Source organism: Dyella solisilvae (assembly GCF_003351225.1).
Lineage (GTDB): Bacteria > Pseudomonadota > Gammaproteobacteria > Xanthomonadales > Rhodanobacteraceae > Dyella > Dyella solisilvae.
Map to the genome: position 1 here is coordinate 31,991 of NZ_QQSY01000002.1, position 17,249 is coordinate 49,239.

At 66.5% G+C, this 17,249-nt stretch carries 15 protein-coding genes; 5 read left to right on the forward strand and 10 right to left on the reverse strand.

All coding sequences use genetic code 11. The annotated features are described in order from the left end of the window. The first annotated feature begins 6 nt into the window (after window positions 1–6). The 4 genes from pdxA to DVT68_RS07490 all read left to right on the forward strand — a co-directional run bounded on the left by pdxA (window position 7) and on the right by DVT68_RS07490 (window position 3,167). The gene (gene pdxA / locus DVT68_RS07475) at window positions 7–1,017 is read left to right on the forward strand and encodes a 4-hydroxythreonine-4-phosphate dehydrogenase PdxA (protein WP_233523392.1); all 1,011 of its coding nucleotides are present in this window, start codon (window positions 7–9) and stop codon (window positions 1,015–1,017) included. Window positions 1,018–1,056: 39 nt separating this feature from the next. Next, on the forward strand, window positions 1,057–1,842 hold the full coding sequence (gene rsmA, locus DVT68_RS07480) for a 16S rRNA (adenine(1518)-N(6)/adenine(1519)-N(6))-dimethyltransferase RsmA (protein WP_114825293.1): 786 nt from the start codon (window positions 1,057–1,059) through the stop codon (window positions 1,840–1,842). Between the two features lie 90 nt (window positions 1,843–1,932). Beyond that, window positions 1,933–2,316 carry a Co2+/Mg2+ efflux protein ApaG gene (gene apaG / locus DVT68_RS07485; RefSeq protein ID WP_114825294.1) on the forward strand — a complete coding sequence of 128 codons (384 nt, stop codon included), beginning with the start codon at window positions 1,933–1,935 and terminating at the stop codon, window positions 2,314–2,316. After that, complete coding sequence (locus tag DVT68_RS07490; protein ID WP_114824475.1) at window positions 2,316–3,167, forward strand: symmetrical bis(5'-nucleosyl)-tetraphosphatase; 852 nt, start codon at window positions 2,316–2,318, stop codon at window positions 3,165–3,167. The genes apaG and DVT68_RS07490 overlap by 1 nt, the downstream gene beginning before the upstream one ends. Before the next feature lie 105 nt (window positions 3,168–3,272). On the opposite strand, the gene secA is transcribed toward DVT68_RS07490, so the two are convergent. Both secA and DVT68_RS07500 read right to left on the reverse strand, forming a co-directional pair. Then, window positions 3,273–6,005, reverse strand: a complete 2,733-nt coding sequence (gene secA / locus DVT68_RS07495; RefSeq protein WP_114824476.1) for a preprotein translocase subunit SecA — start codon at window positions 6,003–6,005, stop codon at window positions 3,273–3,275. Window positions 6,006–6,250: 245 nt separating this feature from the next. Further along, window positions 6,251–7,180, reverse strand: coding sequence for a M23 family metallopeptidase (locus tag DVT68_RS07500; RefSeq protein ID WP_114824477.1), 930 nt, complete (start codon window positions 7,178–7,180; stop codon window positions 6,251–6,253). Between the two features lie 29 nt (window positions 7,181–7,209). On the opposite strand from DVT68_RS07500, the gene DVT68_RS07505 reads away from it, so the two are divergent. After that, window positions 7,210–7,692, forward strand: a complete 483-nt coding sequence (locus DVT68_RS07505) for a DciA family protein (RefSeq protein WP_114824478.1) — start codon at window positions 7,210–7,212, stop codon at window positions 7,690–7,692. A gap of 232 nt (window positions 7,693–7,924) precedes the next feature. On the opposite strand, the gene lpxC is transcribed toward DVT68_RS07505, so the two are convergent. The 8 genes from lpxC to ftsW all read right to left on the reverse strand — a co-directional run bounded on the left by lpxC (window position 7,925) and on the right by ftsW (window position 17,248). Then, window positions 7,925–8,839, reverse strand: a complete 915-nt coding sequence (gene lpxC / locus DVT68_RS07510; protein WP_114824479.1) for a UDP-3-O-acyl-N-acetylglucosamine deacetylase — start codon at window positions 8,837–8,839, stop codon at window positions 7,925–7,927. Window positions 8,840–9,305: 466 nt separating this feature from the next. Continuing rightward, window positions 9,306–10,487, reverse strand: a complete 1,182-nt coding sequence (gene ftsZ, locus DVT68_RS07515) for a cell division protein FtsZ (protein WP_114824480.1) — start codon at window positions 10,485–10,487, stop codon at window positions 9,306–9,308. A 118-nt stretch (window positions 10,488–10,605) separates the two neighbouring features. After that, complete coding sequence (gene ftsA, locus DVT68_RS07520) at window positions 10,606–11,838, reverse strand: cell division protein FtsA (protein WP_074545695.1); 1,233 nt, start codon at window positions 11,836–11,838, stop codon at window positions 10,606–10,608. Beyond that, the gene (locus DVT68_RS07525; protein WP_114824481.1) at window positions 11,835–12,572 is read right to left on the reverse strand and encodes a cell division protein FtsQ/DivIB; all 738 of its coding nucleotides are present in this window, start codon (window positions 12,570–12,572) and stop codon (window positions 11,835–11,837) included. Before DVT68_RS07525 ends, ftsA begins: the two co-directional genes overlap by 4 nt. Next, on the reverse strand, window positions 12,569–13,504 hold the full coding sequence (locus DVT68_RS07530) for a D-alanine--D-alanine ligase (RefSeq protein WP_114824482.1): 936 nt from the start codon (window positions 13,502–13,504) through the stop codon (window positions 12,569–12,571). Before DVT68_RS07530 ends, DVT68_RS07525 begins: the two co-directional genes overlap by 4 nt. Beyond that, window positions 13,501–14,940, reverse strand: a complete 1,440-nt coding sequence (gene murC, locus DVT68_RS07535; protein WP_114824483.1) for a UDP-N-acetylmuramate--L-alanine ligase — start codon at window positions 14,938–14,940, stop codon at window positions 13,501–13,503. The genes DVT68_RS07530 and murC overlap by 4 nt, the downstream gene beginning before the upstream one ends. After that, window positions 14,937–16,010, reverse strand: a complete 1,074-nt coding sequence (gene murG / locus DVT68_RS07540; protein WP_114824484.1) for an undecaprenyldiphospho-muramoylpentapeptide beta-N-acetylglucosaminyltransferase — start codon at window positions 16,008–16,010, stop codon at window positions 14,937–14,939. The genes murC and murG overlap by 4 nt, the downstream gene beginning before the upstream one ends. Beyond that, window positions 16,007–17,248: a putative lipid II flippase FtsW gene (gene ftsW / locus DVT68_RS07545; protein ID WP_114824485.1), complete on the reverse strand. Its 1,242-nt coding sequence runs from the start codon at window positions 17,246–17,248 to the stop codon at window positions 16,007–16,009. The genes murG and ftsW overlap by 4 nt, the downstream gene beginning before the upstream one ends. Window position 17,249 lies beyond the last annotated feature (1 nt).

Consider the following 17,249-nt stretch of genomic DNA (forward strand, 5'->3'; position numbering starts at 1 on the left):
GGCCGCGTGAACGCTCACGCCCTGCCCCCGCTGGCTGTCACCGCAGGTGAGCCGGCGGGGATCGGCCCCGAACTCCTGATCCGATTGGCCGCCACTCCGCTGGCGGCCAATTTCATTGCGCTCACCGACCGCAGCCTGCTGGAGCGCGCCGCGGCTCGCTGCAACCTGGCCGTGGAGCTGATCGACGACGATGGCGCGCCAGTGTTCGAGCGCCGCCCGGGTCAGCTCCGGGTTCGCCACATTCCGTTGGCCGTCCCGGAAGTGCCCGGCCAGCCGGATCCGGCGAATGCCCGGCACGTGCTGGCCACCCTTGCCGAGGCTGCCGATGGTTGCCAGGCGGGACGCTACGCCGCCGTGGTCACCGCGCCGCTGCAGAAGTCCTCAATCAACGAAGCGGGCATCCGCTTCAGTGGTCACACGGAGTTCTTCGCCGAACGCGCCGGCGCCGAGGTGGTGATGATGCTGGCTAGCCCGGAGCTGCGCGTGGCGCTGGCCACCACCCATCTGCCACTGTCGGCGGTGCCCGCGGCCATAACCCGCGACGGGCTGGGGCGCGTGCTGCGCATTGTCCACCGCGAGCTACAGGCCAAGTTCGGCCTGGCCGATCCGCGCATCGCGGTGCTGGGCCTCAATCCGCACGCTGGCGAAGGCGGCCATCTCGGCCGTGAAGAGATCGACACGGTGATCCCGCTGCTCGACAGCCTGCGCGCCGAAGGCCTGCACCTGCTCGGCCCGTTGCCCGCCGATACGGCCTTCGTGCCCAACCAGCGCGAGCGCTACGACGCCGTGCTGGCGATGTACCACGACCAAGCCCTGCCCGTGCTCAAGAGCGAAGCGTTCGACCGCACGGTCAACCTCACCCTGGGGCTGCCCTTCATCCGCACCTCGGTCGACCACGGCACCGCCCTGGATCTGGCCGGCACCGGCCGCGGCGACCCGTCCAGCCTGATCGCCGCCGCACGCATGGCGCTGACGCTGGCCGAACGACGCCGCGCGGCAGCCCTTGGCGCCGCCTGATCGCTTCGCCCTCTCATACCCTTGCAGCATGCCCTCACCATGAACGCCCGCCCCAAGAAAAGCTTCGGCCAGCACTTCCTGCACGAGAAGCGCTACATCGAGCGCATCGTCAGCGCGATCTCGCCGCGCGCGGACGACTTCGTGGTGGAGATCGGCCCCGGCGAAGGCGCGCTGACGCTGCCGCTGCTCGCCGCCGCGGGCAAACTCACCGCGATCGAACTCGACACCGACCTGATCCCGGACCTGAAGGCGCGCGCCGCCAGCGTGGGCGAACTGAGTGTCATCCATTCGGACGTGCTCAAGGTCGACTTCACCGCGCTCGCCCATCGCCACGGCGTGGAGCGCCTGCGCATCGCGGGCAACCTGCCCTACTACATCTCCAGCCCGATCCTGTTCCACTGCGTCGAGCATGCGCACGCCATCCAGGACATGCACTTCATGCTGCAGAAGGAAGTCGTGGACCGCATGGCCGCCGAACCCGGCAGCAAGGTCTACGGCCGGCTTTCGGTGATGCTGCAACTGGTGTGCCGCGTCGAACCGCTGTTCGTGGTGCCGCCGGGCGCGTTCCGTCCGCCGCCGAAGGTCGATTCGGCCGTGGTGCGGATGACGCCGCTGGGAGCGGATCAACTGCCCGATGCCGACCCTGCGCGCATCCACACGATCGTGAAGGCCGCCTTCGCGCAACGACGCAAGACGCTGGGCAATGCGCTGAAGAATGTCATGGATGCGCAGGCCATCATGGCGGCCGACGTGGATCCCAAGGCTCGCGCCGAAACCCTCTCGCCGCAGGACTACGTGCGCCTCGCACGCGTCGCCGCGGAATGATCGTGCAGGGCCCGCCACGTGGCTGGCCACGATTCAGCCCATCGCCCGCAAGCTTGCCCCATGCGGCGCGACAACCCGTACAATCGCGGCATGAATGAAAGATCTTCCTACACGATCGACGTGCAGGTCGTTCCCCGCTTTGTCCCCGACCAATCCCGTCCCGGCGACAACCGCTACGTTTTCGCCTACACGATCACCCTGCATAACGCGGGCGATGTTCCCGCGCGCCTGTTGACCCGGCACTGGATCATCACCGACGGCAACGGCAAGGTCGAAGAGGTCGAAGGTGAGGGCGTGGTCGGCGAGCAGCCGTGGATCCGCCCGGGCGACGAATACGAGTACACCTCCGGCGCCGTGCTGGAGACCAGTGTGGGCGTGATGCAGGGCAGCTACCAGATGCTGGCCGACGACGGCACGCATTTCGAGGCGCCGATCCCGCCGTTCACCCTCTCCATCCCGCGTACCCTGCACTGATGGCTACGTACGCAATCGGCGATGTGCAGGGATGCTATCCCGAACTCCAGCGCCTGCTCGACAAGCTCCGCTTCGATCCCTCCAGTGACCGCCTGTGGTTTTGCGGCGACCTGGTGAATCGCGGCGGCCAGTCGCTGGATACGCTGCGGCTGATCCACGGGCTGCGCGAGCAATCCATCGTCACGCTGGGCAACCATGACCTGAGCCTGCTGGCGATCGCCCAGCGGCGCCCCGAGGCGCAGTCCAAGGTGAACCCGGAACTGCGCGAAGTGCTGTTCGCCGATGACGCGCCAATACTGATGGAGTGGCTTCGCTCTCAGAAGCTGCTGCACCTCGACGAACAGCTCAACTGGACCATGGTGCATGCCGGCCTCGCGCCCTCGTGGACACTGCGCCAGGCGCAGCGCGCCGCGCAGGAGATCGAACGTGAGCTCGGCAGCCCGCGCCACCCGCGCCTGCTGAAGAACCTGTTCGGCAATCGCCCTGCGGCCTGGACCAGCCGCCTGCAAGGTATCGAGCGCATGCGCGCATCGATCAATACGCTCACCCGCATGCGCTACTGCGACGTGCAGGGCCGCATCGACTTCGAAAGCAAGGGTATCCCCGGCACGCAAAAGCCTGGCATGTATCCGTGGTTCGAAGTGCCTGGCATGCGCCGGCGCGAAACCCGCATCGTCTGCGGCCACTGGTCGGCGCTGGGCCGCATGTCCGGCATGGGCATCTACGCCATCGACACCGGCTGCGTCTGGGGTGGCCAGCTCACCGCCATGCGGCTGGACAGCGAAGAGCCGCAGTACATCTCCGTTGATGCCGAGCCGACGCGCAAGCGCGTGCCGGGTGGCGGCGACTGAGGCGCGACCTCGACGACCGCTGCAAAGTCGGTCGAGCACAGGGTGCGCCCCTGCAGCAGGAAACCCAGGCAAAAAGAAACCCCGCCGCGGCGGGGTTTCTTTTGATCAGGACAGCTGCCCGTGGCAGTGCTTGTACTTCTTGCCCGAGCCACACGGGCAGGGATCGTTGCGCCCCACGCGCGGACCGTCATGCGCGCTCGCCGCCGGCGCGGCCATGCTGCCCGCCGCCACGGCTTCCGGATCGGCGCCCAAGGCTCCCACCGGAGCGCCACCGCCGCTGGCCAACATCTGGCGCTGCAGGCGCTCGGCGAGCCGCTGCTGCTCGGCTTCCATCGCGGCGACTTCTTCCTCGCTGCGGATGCGCACACGCGCCAGCATCTGCACCACTTCGCTCTTGATGCGATCGAGCATGGTGGAGAACAGCGAGAACGACTCACGCTTGAACTCCTGCTTCGGCTGCTGCTGCGCATAGCCACGCAGATAGATGCCCTGGCGCAGGTAATCCATGCTCGCCAGGTGCTCCTTCCAGGCGTTGTCCACCACGCTGAGCATGATGTGCTTTTCAAGCTGGCGCATGGTGTCGCTGCCGATCTGCTGCTCCTTCGTCTTGAACAGCTGCTCCACCGAGTCACGCACGTGCTCGAGGATCATCTTGTCGTCGATCTCGTGCTGTTGCTCGACCCATGCCTTGAGGTGAAGCGACAGGCCGAACTCGCTTTCCAGCTCGCGATCGAGGCCGGCGAGATCCCATTGCTCGTCGATGCTTTCCGCCGGCACGTAACGCTGCACGAGATCGCTGACCACGGCGTCACGGATGTCGGCAATGGTGTCGGACACGTCATCCACCACCAGCAGCTCGTCGCGCTGGCTGTAGATCACCTTGCGCTGGTCGTTGGCGACGTCGTCGAACTCCAGCAGGTGCTTGCGGATGTCGAAGTTGTGCTGCTCGACCTTGCGCTGCGCCTTTTCGATCTGCCGGCTGACCATGCGGTCTTCCAGCGCATCCTCTTCCTTCATGCCGAACATGCGCATCCAACGGCCGACCCAGTCGCCAGCGAAGATGCGCAGCAGGTTGTCTTCCAGCGACAGGTAGAAGCGGGAAGAGCCCGGGTCACCCTGGCGGCCGGAGCGGCCACGCAGCTGGTTGTCGATGCGACGCGACTCGTGGCGCTCGGTGCCAACGATGTGCAGGCCGCCCGAGGTGAGCACCTGTTCGTGGCGCTTCTTCCAGTCGGACTTGACCTTCGCGCGCTCGGTCTCGGAGGCATCTTCCGGCAGCGCAGCCAGCGCCGCCTCGAGGCTGCCGCCGAGCACGATGTCGGTGCCGCGACCTGCCATGTTGGTGGCGATGGTCACCGAACCCGGCGCGCCGGCCTGGGCCACGATGTGCGCTTCGCGCTCGTGCTGCTTCGCGTTGAGCACTTCGTGCGCGATCTTGTCCTTGCGCAGCAGGTTCGACAGCAGCTCGGACACTTCGATGGACGTGGTGCCCACGAGCACGGGCTGACCGCGCTTGTTGCAGTCCTTGATGTCCTCGATGACCGCACGGTACTTGGCCTGCTGACCAAGGAAGACCATGTCCGGGTTGTCCTGGCGGATCATCGGCTTGTGGGTGGGAATCACCACCACTTCCAGGCCGTAGATCTGCTGGAATTCGTAGGCTTCCGTGTCCGCCGTACCGGTCATGCCGGCCAGCTTCTTGTACATGCGGAACAGGTTCTGGAAGGTGATGGTCGCCAGCGTCTGGTTCTCGCGCTGGATCGGCACGCCTTCCTTCGCTTCCACCGCCTGGTGCAGGCCATCCGACCAGCGGCGGCCCGGCAGCGTGCGGCCAGTGAATTCGTCGACAATCACCACCTCGCCGTCGCGGACGATGTAGTCCACGTCGCGGTGGTAGATCGCGTTGGCGCGCAAGGCGGCATTGAGGTGGTGCACCGCAGCCAGATTCTTGGTGTCGTACAGGCCGCTGTCGGCATCGATGACGCCGGCCTCGTGAAGCAGTTCGTCCGCGTGCGACATGCCCTCTTCGGACAGGTGCACCTGCTTCTGCTTCTCGTCGACCCAGTAATCGCCCGCGCCGTCTTCCTTCTCCTGACGGATCATCTTGGGCACGATCTTGTTCACCGCGATGTACAGCTGCGGGGAATCCTCGGCCGGGCCGGAAATGATCAGCGGGGTGCGCGCCTCGTCGATCAGGATCGAATCCACCTCGTCGACGATGGCGTAGTGCAGGCCGCGCTGGTAGCGCTGGTCCTTGCTGAGCGCCATGTTGTCGCGCAGGTAGTCGAAGCCGAATTCGTTGTTGGTGCCGTAGGTGATGTCGGAAGCGTAGGCGGCATGCTTGTCCGCGTGGTCCATGCCCGGCCACACCACGCCCGTGCTCAGGCCCAGGAAGCTATAGAGCTTGCCCATCTGCGCCGAGTCGCGGCGAGCCAGGTAGTCATTGACCGTGACCACGTGCACGCCCTTGCCTTCCAGCGCATTGAGGTACACCGGCAAGGTGCCGACCAGGGTCTTGCCTTCACCCGTGCGCATTTCGGCGATGCGGCCCGAATGCAGCACCATGCCGCCGATCATCTGCACGTCGTAGTGGCGCATGCCCAGCACGCGCTTGGCCGCCTCGCGCACGGTGGCGAAAGCTTCCGGCAGCAGCTTGTCCAGCGATTCGCCGCCGGCGACGCGCTGCTTGAACTCCTCGGTCTTGGCCCGCAGCGCCTCGTCGCTCAGCTTCTCGAATTCGGGTTCGAGCGCATTGATGCGCGCGACATTCTTGGAGAGCTGGCGCAGCACGCGTTCGTTGCGGCTACCGAAAAGGCTCGTCAGGGCACGGTTAAGCATCGATCTTCCGGATCAGGATTCATGAGCCGCCCGCCCGGCAAATCCGGGCAGGACGAAAGGATTGATGATACTAGGGTCGGCGAGCTATCCCAAACGCCGCACCGCCGCAGGCGCTGGTCCGCAACATGCCGCGTCGCACCGCCGTACGGGCCGGCGCTGCAGACTCCCCGATCATCGTCCCAGCCAAGGAGTGGCGGCGCGCGGAAAGCCTTTCAAGGGCGGCCGAGGCCGCCCGCGCGAACCGCTCAGCGATGGTTCTTCACGAAGGCCAGCGGATTGACCACGCGGCCCTTGTACCAGACCTCGAAATGCACGTGAGAGCCGGTCGAGCGGCCGGTGGAACCGGCCTCCGAGACCACATCGCCCACGTGCACGCGCTGGCCCGGACGCACGTCCAGGCGGCTGTTGTGGGCGTAGCGGGTCATGTAGCCGTTGCCGTGGTCGATCTCGATCACCTGGCCGTAACCCGTGCGCTCGCCGGCATAGGTGACCATGCCTTCGGCCACCGCGTGCACCGGCGTGCCCTTGGGCGCGGAGATGTCCAGGCCCGTGTGATACGCACTGTGACCGCTGAACGGGTCGGGGCGACCGCCGAAGTAGGACGAGATATAGCCCTCGACCGGCATGCCGGTGGGCTTGAGACTGGATTCGACCTTGGCGTCCAGCAGCAGGCTCTGCAGGGCCAGAAGCTGGGCCTGCTGGCTATCGAACTGGCTGGCCAGCTGGTTGATGCTGTTGTCCAGGGTCTGCGGCAGCGCGTAGCCGCTATCCGAGGTGTCTTCTACGCCGCCCACGGGCGGGGCCTCGTCGAAGTTGAACTCGCCATCGTCGAGCTTGCCGACCTGGGTCAGGCGCTCACCGAGGGCGTTGAGCCGCGTCGATTGCGCCTGGAGCTGGCCAAGTTTCACCGCCAGGGCGTCCGTGTCGCGCTGGGCGTCCTTGCGCACGCCAGCCAGTTGCTGATCCTGCTGCTGGACCTGCTGGCGGAGGCGGCGGATCTCGCTCAGCGCCCGGTCGTGGGGGCTGGCTACCACCATGGCGACTGCGCCGCCGAGTCCCGCACAACCAAGCACCGCCGCCGTCGCTGCTCCGATCAAGCGCCAACGCAGGCGCCGATCGGCAAGATTGAAGGTTTTCGGCACCTTTTTGGTGCGGGACACAAGTATGATTTGCATGTCTTTCTTCGTCGAAGTTGTCGGCATCCATGCAGCGCGACGTTCCAAAACCCACCCGCCGCACAGGATCCGGACTCAAAGCCATCACTGAGTTCGGCCCCGTCGCCTCACTGGCCCGCAAAGCCCGTGAGCTGGATGCATTGGATCGCGCACTGCGCCAGACGTTACCGTCACCACTCCGCGAGCAGGTTCGATTCGCCAACCTGCAAGACGGCCGCCTCGTTTTTCTGGCTCCCTCGCCGGCCCTGGCCGCCAGGCTGCGCCTTCTCCAGGCGCAAATCCTCTCGACCGCACGTGCTGTGGGCACGTACGCCAGTTCAGTCACCGTGAAAGTGGCCCCCCCTTCACCGACAGAAACCGTGCCGGATCGGTCCAAACCGCTTTCAAAAGCCGCCGCCTCTCATCTGAGAGCCGCCGCGGCCTCAACCTCAGACCCCGAATTGCGGAATCTGTTCCTTGAGCTGGCGTCCGTCGCCGAAAATTCTGATTCCAGGCCCGGCGACGCGGACTAAGGTCCGTCAGCCACCGACTCCATCGCCGTACTCTCCCAACGTCGGCCTGTCGGCCGGCGCCTTCGGGTTTATACCATGCCCCCACGACCCTGATAGACCCTGATGTCATCAGTACGTGAACAGCTGCCAATGGAAGGGGCGAGGTATATCACAAAACGAACGGCCGCGTCCCGAGAGGCGCGGCCGTTCAGTTTGTTCAGCTTGGACCGGGGCTTAGCCGATCCGGCGAATCTCAGATCGCCTGCGCCGGGTGGGCGTAGGAGATCGGCGAGGTGGCCGGGTCGTCTGCGAAGCTGACTTCTTCCCAGGCCGAAGCGTCGGCCATCAGGGTACGAAGCAGCTTGTTGTTGAGCTCATGGCCCGACTTGTGGGCGTAGTAGGCGCCCACCAGGCTGTGGCCCAGCAGGTAGAGGTCACCGATCGCGTCGAGGATCTTGTGCTTCACGAACTCGTCCTCGTAACGCAGGCCGTCTTCGTTGAGCACGCGGTAGTCGTCCAGCACCACGGCGTTGTCCATCGAGCCGCCGAGCGCGAGGTTGTGTTCGCGCAGCATCTCGATGTCGCGCATGAAACCGAAGGTGCGCGCACGGCTCACTTCCTTCACGAAGGAAGTGGTGGAGAAGTCGATCTCCGCCCTGGAGGTGCGCTTGCTGATGATCGGATGGTTGAACTCGATCGAGAAGCCGACCTTGAAGCCTTCGAACGGCTCGAAGCTGGCCCACTTGTCGCCGTCCTGCACCTTGATCGGCTTCTTGATGCGGATGAAGCGCTTGGCGGCGTTCTGTTCTTCGATGCCTGCGGACTGCAGCAGGAACACGAAGGGACCGGCGCTGCCGTCCATGATCGGCACTTCCGGCGCAGACAGGTCGACGTAGGCGTTGTCGATGCCGAGGCCCGCCATCGCGGAGAGCAGATGCTCAACCGTCGAGACGCGCACATCGCCATTGACCAGGGTGGTGGAAAGACGCGTATCACCGACGTTGTCGGGACGGGCGGCGATTTCCACCGGCGGATTCAGATCGGTACGACGAAACACGATGCCCGTATTCGGGGCAGCGGGGCGAAGCGTCATGTACACCTTGTCGCCGGTATGCAGACCGACGCCTGTGGCGCGAATGATGTTCTTGAGCGTACGCTGCTTGATCATTTTTTTGGTACCTGTAAGGGGCAGCAGCCAAATTAGGGGAGCGATGCTAACACAGTCTTAACCTGTGAAAAGCCAATCCGCTCCACAAACTCTGCACACCCTTTCATGTTCCTTTCATTCATGAACAAGCCACGTTCATGCGGTGTGCAAATATTTCCCTAACCGTTTCAACAACTTAGCCTCGACACAGCGCCCCGCACCGGGACGGGATCCGGTGGCGGGACGCTGGACCGGGCCGGATCGAAAGATTCGGCCAGTCATGCGCCATCCCTGAGGCACGTCGTTGAAGCCAGATGTACTCAAGAACGATCGCCGAACAGCGTCAGCCGGGCCCCCCACCTAACGGCGGGGGTGACCCTCGCGTGCACCGCCCCAACCGGGGCAGAACCGTGCGCGGTTCGTTACTGACAAGTGAAACCGGCGATTTGTTCAATTTTTCTTCAAATTATTTGCCCTGTCAGTCGTTTCAGTCGGCCTGGCGGCGCAGGAAGGCCGGGATATCGAGGTAATCGAAGCTCGGATCGGCGCTCTTGGCCGACGAGCTGGTCTCGACGCGGCTGGTGGTGACGGACTCGGGCTGGGCGTAATCGACCACTTCGTTGCCGGTGCCGGTACGCAGCACGACCGGACGGGGGCGCTGGCGCATTTCGACCTGCTGGGTCACCTGCGGGCGCACCGGCTGGCGGGCGGTGGCGCGGTTGAGGCCGGTGGCGACCACCGTGACGCGCACGTCGTCCTGCATTTCCGCGTCGAGCGAGGTGCCCATCACCACGGTGGCGTCTTCGCTGGCGAAGTCGTGGATGACGCGGCCGATCTCGTCGAATTCGCGCATAGTCAGGTTCGGACCGGCGGTGACGTTGACCAGGATGCCGCAGGCGCCGTTGAGATTGACGTCTTCCAGCAGCGGGTTGTTGATGGCGGCCTCGGCGGCGGCCTGGGCGCGATCATCGCCACGGGCGGTGCCGGAACCCATCATCGCCATGCCCATCTCGGACATCACGGTGCGCACGTCGGCGAAGTCGACGTTGATCAGGCCCGGGGCGGTGATCAGGTCGGCGATGCCCTGCACGGCGCCCTGCAGCACGTCGTTGGCGGCCTTGAATGCATTAAGAAGCGTCACTTCACGACCGAGCACCGACAGCAGCTTCTCGTTCGGCACGGTGATCAGCGAGTCCACGTGCTGGGAAAGGTCCTCGATACCCTTCATCGCCACCTGCATGCGGCGACGACCCTCGAACGGGAACGGCTTGGTGACCACCGCCACAGTGAGGATGCCCTTCTCCTTGGCCAGCTGCGCCACCACCGGCGCCGCGCCGGTACCGGTGCCGCCGCCCATGCCGGCGGTGATGAACACCATGTCCGCGCCCTCGAGCATCTCCTCGATGCGCTCGCGGTCTTCCAGCGCGGCCTGACGGCCCACTTCCGGGTTGGCGCCGGCGCCCAGGCCCTTGGTCACGTTGGCGCCCAGCTGCAGGTGCGTACGCGAACCGCAGCTCTTCATGGCCTGCGCGTCGGTGTTGGCGACGACGAACTCGACGCCTTCGATGTTTGCGTTAAGCATGTGCGCCACGGCATTACCGCCGCCGCCGCCCACGCCGATGACCTTGATGACTGCATTTGGTGCGAGTTTTTCGATCAGTTCAAACATTTCCCGTCCTCCGTAGAGCATCGTTGTCGTTGTAACCGCGGGTGTCGACCGTCCTGTCGCCCCTTGGTGGCGGACGAACATCCATTCGTCCATGGCGAGGCCTCCTGCCCCACCGAAATCAGAAATTCTTGGTGATCCAGCCGCGTAGCTTGTCGACCAGGCCGCCCACGCTGCCGCCCGAGGGGCCGCTCACGCGCATGCCGCCGGAGCGCGCGCCGTGCAGCAGCAGACCCACGCCGGTGGAGTGCAGCGGATTGGAGACGACCTCGCCCAGACCCGAGACATGCTGCGGCACGCCCACGCGCACCATCTTGTGGAAGATCTCCTCGGCCAGCTCCAGCGCGCCTTCCATGCGCGAGGCGCCACCGGTGAGCACCACGCCAGCCGCGACCAGGCTCTCGTAGCCGGAGCGGCGCAGCTCGTCCTGCACCATCTCGAAGATTTCCTCGTAACGCGCCTGCACCGACTGCGCCAGCGACTGGCGGGCCAGGCGGCGCGGCGGGCGGTCGCCGACGCTGGGAACCTGGATGGTTTCCTCGGCGTGGGCGAGCTGCGCCAGCGCGCAGGCGTACTTGATCTTGATCTCCTCGGCATGCGCGGTCGGCGTGTGCACGCCGTAGGCGATGTCGTTGGTGACCTGGTCGCCACCCACCGGCAGCGACTTGGTGTAGCGGATCGCGCCCTGCGTATAGATGGAGATGTCGGTGGTGCCCGCGCCGATGTCCACCAGGCATACGCCCAGCTCGCGCTCATCGTCGGTCAGCACGGACTTGGCGCTGGCCACCGCCGAGGGCACCAGCTCGTCCACGGTGAGACCGCAACGCTGGATGCACTTGGAGATGTTCTGCACCGCCGCCGCTGCGCCGGTGACCAGGTGCACGCTCGCCTCCAGGCGCACCCCACTCATGCCCACCGGCGAGCGGATGCCGTCCTGGCCGTCGATGCGGTATTCCTGCGACTCCTTGTAGAGCACCTTGCGGTCGGCCGGGATCGCCACCGCACTGGCCGCTTCCAGCACCTGCTCGAGATCGCCCGGAGTCACTTCGCGGTCGCGGATCGCCGCGGTGCCGTGCGAGTTCTTGGTCTCAAGGTGGCTGCCGGAGATCGAGGCGTAGACCGAGCGGATATCGCAGCCGGCCATCAGCTCGGCCTCCTCGACCGCGCGCTGGATGGAGTGGACGGTCGATTCGATGTCCACCACCGAGCCGCGCTTCATGCCGCGCGAGACGTGGGTGCCGATGCCGATCACTTCGATCGGTTCGCCCGGCTCGTACTCGCCGACGATCGCCACCACTTTCGAGGTGCCGATGTCGAGGCCGACCACCAGTTGCTTGTCGTTCTTGGTCTTCATGTGCGGGGTGAGCCTCCAGCGTTCACGGTGCTCGCCTGCGGCGGCCATCGAACGGCAAATCCATTGGTGTAGCGAAGATCGGCATAGGCGAAGCCATCGGTATGGCCAGCCATCAGCTGCGGGTAGACGTCCAGGAAACGGCGCAGGCGACGACCGGCCTGGTCGCGGTCGCCCAGGATGATCTGCGCGCCGTTGCTGGTGGTGAGGCTCCAGCTGCCACGCTCGGTGAGCGAGACGCCGGTGATTTTCAGATGGGTGTTGGTGAACGCCTTCTGCGTCTCGGCGTAGAAGCTCACCACCTCGGCCAGGCGCGCATCGGGTCCGCGCAGGTCAGGCAGTTCACTGTTGGCGGACACGTCCGGCACGTCGAACACCAGTCCCTGACGGCTGATCAGCTGCTTCTCGTTCCAGCGTGCAAACGGCTGGCGTTCGTAGATGCGCAGCACCAGGGTGTCCGGCCAGCGCTTGCGCGCCTCCACCGACTCCACCCACGGCAATGCGGCCACGGCCTTCTGCACGCCCTCGATGTCGAGCGCGAAGAACCCCTTGCCGAGACGCGGCATGACCACGGCGCGGAGCTCGTCCGGCGTGACATGCTTGAACTCGGCCTGCACCGTCAACTGGGTCACCGGCCAGCGATTGGCCGCAAACCATCCGCGCAGCACGCCGACGATCGGCAGCGCCACGAGCGCGATGGCGAGAACCCAGGCAACGAGGCGGATGGTTCCCCTCACACGCCCTCCCGGAAGCTGGTTTCCAGTACGCGCCAGCAAAGCGTCTGGTAGTCGATGCCGGCCACCGCGGCGGCTTTGGGCACCAGCGAATGCGAGGTCATGCCCGGCGCAGTGTTCACTTCCAGCAGCCAGTTGCGCCCCTGCCTGTCGCGCATGACGTCGACGCGGCCCCAACCCGAGCAGGCCAGCGCGTCGAACGCGCGCAGGGCCAGTTCCTGCATCTCGCGCTCGGCGTCGCCGTGCAGGCCCGGGCAGAGGTACTGGGTGTCCTCGGCGATGTACTTGGCGTTGTAGTCGTAGTACTCGCCCTTGGGGACGATGTTGATCGTGGCCAGCACCTGGCGATTGAGGATGCCGACGGTGTACTCACCACCCTCAATGAGGGTCTCCATCAGCATGTCGCCCGGATAGCGCTGGGCCAGCGCCACCGCTTCGTCCAGATCCTCTTCCTTGAACACGCGGGAGACGCCCACGCTGGAGCCTTCCCAGGCCGGCTTCACGATCAGCGGGAAGCCGATCTCGCGTGCCGCCGCGTGCACGTCGGCGCCGCGCGGCAACGCCTTGAACTTCGGCGTGGGAAGGCCAATCGCCTGCCACACCAGCTTGGCGCGGATCTTGTCCAGCGACAGCGCCGAGCCGAGCACGCCCGAACCCGTGAACGGGATGCGCAGCGACTGCAGGGCGCCCTGCAGCTCGCCGTTCTCGCCACCGCCGCCGTGCAAGATGTTGAACACGCGGGCGAAGTGGCCTGCACGCGCCGCGTCCAGCAGCGCCGGGATGCCGTCGATCGCGTGCGCGTCGACGCCACGCGCCTGCAGCGCGCCCAGCACGTTGCGGCCCGAGTCGAGCGACACCTCGCGCTCGGCCGAGCTGCCGCCCATCACCACGGCGACGCGGCCAAACTGTGCGGGATCGGTGATGGTCTTCGTCACTTGTGGGTCCTCAAATTGCCGGCCTGGGCCAGCTCCACCGCCGCCGCGCCGATATCGCCGGCGCCCAGCAGCAACAACAGGTCGCCGTCGCGCAACAGCGCGGGCAGCGCGTCCTTCAGTTCACGCGGATGGTCGATCAGCACCGGATCGACCTTGCCGCGCGCCCGCACCGCGCGCGCCAGCGCTCGACCATCGGCGCCGGCGATCGGCGCTTCGCCGGCCGGATAGACGTCCGTCAGCACCAGCACGTCGGCCTCGGCAAGCACGTTGGCGAAGTCGTCCAACAGGTCGCGCGTACGGCTGTAGCGGTGCGGCTGGAAGCCGACCACCAGGCGACGATCAGGCCAGCCACCGCGCGCTGCGGCGAACACCGCCGCCAGTTCGCGCGGGTGATGACCATAGTCATCGACCAGCAGCGCCGTCCCTTGATCGAGCGCGATCTCGCCGCGGCGATGGAAGCGGCGGCCGACGCCCTGGAAGTTTTGCAGCGCATGGGCGATCGCCTGCGCCTCCACGCCGAGCTGCCAGCCGATGGTGGCGGCGGCCAGCGCATTGAGTACGTTGTGCCGGCCCGGCAGGTTGAGCTTGACGTGCAGCGCCTCGGCACGGCCCGGCAGCCACAGGTCGAAGTGCATCTCGAAGCCGTGCTGCGAGAGATTGCTCGCGCGCACGTCGGCATCCGGCGTATCGATGCCGTAGGTCATCACGCGGCGCGTGGTGGACTTGGCCAGCTCGGCCACTTCCGGGTCGTCCACGCACAGCACGGCGAGGCCGTAGAACGGCAGGCGGTGCAGGAAGTCGCCAAAGGCCTTCTTCACCAGCGCGAAATCGCCCTGATAGTTCTCAAGATGATCGGCGTCGATGTTGGTGACCACGGCGATCACCGGCGACAGCATCAGGAACGAGCCGTCCGACTCGTCGGCCTCGGCCACGATGTACTGGCCGGTGCCGAGCCGCGCGTTGGCGCCGGCCGCGTTGAGCTGGCCGCCGATCACGAAGGTCGGATCGTAGTCCGCCTCGGCCAGCACGCTGGCGGCCAGGCTGGTGGTGGTGGTCTTGCCGTGCGTGCCGGCGATCGCGATGCCGCGACGGAAGCGCATCAGCTCGCCCAGCATCTCGGCGCGCGGCACCACCGGGATGCGCGCGGCACGTGCGGCGACCAGCTCGGGGTTGTCAGCGCGGATCGCACTGGAGGTCACCACGACATCGGCGTCGCCGATGTTCTCCGCGGCATGGCCGACATGGACTTCGATGCCCAGCGCCGCGAGCCGCTGCGCGGTCGGCGAGTTGGAGCGATCGGAACCGGAAACCGCATAGCCCAGGTTGTGCAGCACCTCGGCGATGCCGCTCATGCCCACGCCGCCGATGCCGATGAAATGCACGCGGCGGAAGGTGGTCATCAAGTCTTCGTGCGCGAGCAGGCGGCGCGGCGTCATGCAGCCACCTCCAGGCAGGCGCGGGCGATCACGGCGGCTGCGTCAGGCTTGGCCAGCGTGCGCGCGGCCTCACCCATCGCGATCGTGCGCTCGCGGTTATCCAGCAGCGCTTCGAGGCGCTGCGCCAACTGCTGTACGTCCAGATCCTTCTCCTGAATCAGTTCGGCCGCATGCGCGGCGACCAGCGCCTCCGCATTGCGGGTCTGGTGGTCATCCACCGCATAGGGGAACGGCACGAGCACCGCGCCGAGGCCGGCGGCGGTCAGTTCGGCCAGGGTCAGCGCGCCGGCGCGGCACACCGCGAGGTCGGCCCAGGCGTAAGTGCCGGCCATGTCCTCGATGAAAGGAACGATCTGCGCCTCGACGCCGGCCTTGGCATAGGCCTCGCGCGCCTCGTCGATGCCGCGGTTGCCGCACTGGTGCAGCACTTCGGGGCGCTGCGTCGGTGAGATCAGCGCCAGCGCCTGAGGCAGCGCGATGTTCAGCGCGCGCGCGCCCAGGCTGCCGCCCAGCACCAGCAGGCGCGGACGATCATGCCGGGCAGCCATGCGTTCGCGCGGCGCTGGCAGCGCTGCGATCGCGCCGCGTACGGGGTTGCCCACCCACTCCGCGCCCGGCAAGGCATCGCTGAAGCCGGCGAGCACACGCTGGGCATGCGCCGCCAGCTTGCGGTTGGTGAAACCGGCGACGCGGTTCTGTTCGTGCACCAGCAGCGGTCGACGCGTGAGGCGCGCGGCCACGCCGCCGGGGCCGGCCACGTAGCCGCCCATCGACAACACGCTGCGCGGCTTGATCCGGCGAAGCGCGGCCAGCGAGGCCAGCAGCGCCCGCGCTAGCATCAGCGGCGCCAGCAGGCGGGTCTTCAGCCCCTTGCCGCGCAGGCCGCCGACCGGCACGGTGACCAGATCGATGCCGTGCGCCGGCACCACCTTGGTCTCCATGCCGCCCTCGGCGCCCAGCCACACCACGGGCACGCCCTGCGCGCGCAGCGCTTCGGCCACGGCCAGGCCGGGGAAGATGTGGCCGCCGGTGCCGCCAGCCATGATCAACACGGGCGCCTGTCCGCTCATGCGGTCACCGCCTCGCGCGCAGGCGCGGCGGCAACGGCCGGATTGGCGTCCGGCACGGCGTTGGCGGGGTTGCGTGCCGCCATCTGGCGCGCGTCGATCGCGCGGTTGATTTCGTAGGTGGTGCGCAACAGCACGCCGGCCATCGCGCAGGTCAGCACGATGGACGAGCCGCCGTAGCTGATCAGCGGCAGGGTCAGGCCCTTGGTCGGCAGCGCGCCGAGGTTCACGCCGATCGACACCATGGTCTGCGCGCCCAGCATCAGCGAGATCCCGCAGGCCACGTAGCCGGCGAAGCGCTGGCCCATCTCCATGCCCTTCATGCCCATGTACAGGCCGCGGCCGACGGCCAGCGCGAACAGGCCCATCACGAACAGGATGCCAGCCAGGCCCAGTTCCTCGGAGATCACCGCGAAGATGAAGTCGGTGTGCGCCTCGGGCAGGTAGGAGAGCTTCAGCACGCTCGAACCCAGGCCTACGCCGGTCCATTCGCCGCGGCCAATCGCCATCAGCGACTGCGTCAGCTGGAAGCCGTCGTTGAACGGATCCGCCCACGGGTCGATGAACGAGGTGAGGCGTCGCATGCGGTAGGGCTCGAACTTCGCCACGAACCACAACAGCGCCACCACCGGCAGGCCCATGCCGCCGAGGTACACCGGCTGGGCGCCGCCCAGCCAGATCATGCCGATGGTCACCGCGATCATCAGCGTGGCCGAGCCGAAGTCCGGCTGCGCCAGCAGCAACACGACGAACATGCCTGCGACCATGATCGGCTTGAACAGGCCCCAGAAGCTGGTCTCCACGCTTTCGCGATGGCGCACCAGATAGCTCGCCGTATAGACGACGAGGATCAGCTTCACCGCCTCGACCGGCTGGAAGCTGGTGATCAGGAAATTGAGCCAGCGCCGCGCGCCGTTGATGCGCATGCCGATGCCCGGCACGAACACCATCAGCAGCAACAGCACCGCGCCGCCCAGCAGCAGATAGGCATTCTTCTCCATCAGCTTCAGCTCGGTGCGCATGGCGATGGCCGCCAGCACCAGGCCAATGCTGAGGAACAGCAGGTGGCGCTTGAGGAAGTAGAACGCGCCGATGTGCTGGCTCTCCGCCACCGCGATCGAACTGGACGCCACCATCACGACGCCAACGCTCGCCAGACCGACGAGCGCGATCACCAGCGGCATGTCGAAGCTGCCGCGGGGTCCCTGTCGTCGTTTGGCTTGGGTGGCGTCGAATAGCATC

Bases quoted from the DNA above. Each gene is read 5' to 3' on its own strand.
- murC (WP_114824483.1), bottom strand. From the start codon at position 14,940: ATGACGCCGCGCCGCCTGCTCGCGCACGAAGACTTGATGACCACCTTC.
- secA (WP_114824476.1), bottom strand. From the start codon at position 6,005: ATGCTTAACCGTGCCCTGACGAGCCTTTTCGGTAGCCGCAACGAACGC.
- rsmA (WP_114825293.1), top strand. From the start codon at position 1,057: ATGAACGCCCGCCCCAAGAAAAGCTTCGGCCAGCACTTCCTGCACGAG.
- DVT68_RS07500 (WP_114824477.1), bottom strand. From the start codon at position 7,180: ATGCAAATCATACTTGTGTCCCGCACCAAAAAGGTGCCGAAAACCTTC.
- lpxC (WP_114824479.1), bottom strand. From the start codon at position 8,839: ATGATCAAGCAGCGTACGCTCAAGAACATCATTCGCGCCACAGGCGTC.
- ftsW (WP_114824485.1), bottom strand. From the start codon at position 17,248: ATGCTATTCGACGCCACCCAAGCCAAACGACGACAGGGACCCCGCGGC.
- DVT68_RS07490 (WP_114824475.1), top strand. From the start codon at position 2,316: ATGGCTACGTACGCAATCGGCGATGTGCAGGGATGCTATCCCGAACTC.
- apaG (WP_114825294.1), top strand. From the start codon at position 1,933: ATGAATGAAAGATCTTCCTACACGATCGACGTGCAGGTCGTTCCCCGC.
- ftsZ (WP_114824480.1), bottom strand. From the start codon at position 10,487: ATGTTTGAACTGATCGAAAAACTCGCACCAAATGCAGTCATCAAGGTC.
- murG (WP_114824484.1), bottom strand. From the start codon at position 16,010: ATGAGCGGACAGGCGCCCGTGTTGATCATGGCTGGCGGCACCGGCGGC.
- DVT68_RS07505 (WP_114824478.1), top strand. From the start codon at position 7,210: ATGCAGCGCGACGTTCCAAAACCCACCCGCCGCACAGGATCCGGACTC.
- ftsA (WP_074545695.1), bottom strand. From the start codon at position 11,838: ATGAAGACCAAGAACGACAAGCAACTGGTGGTCGGCCTCGACATCGGC.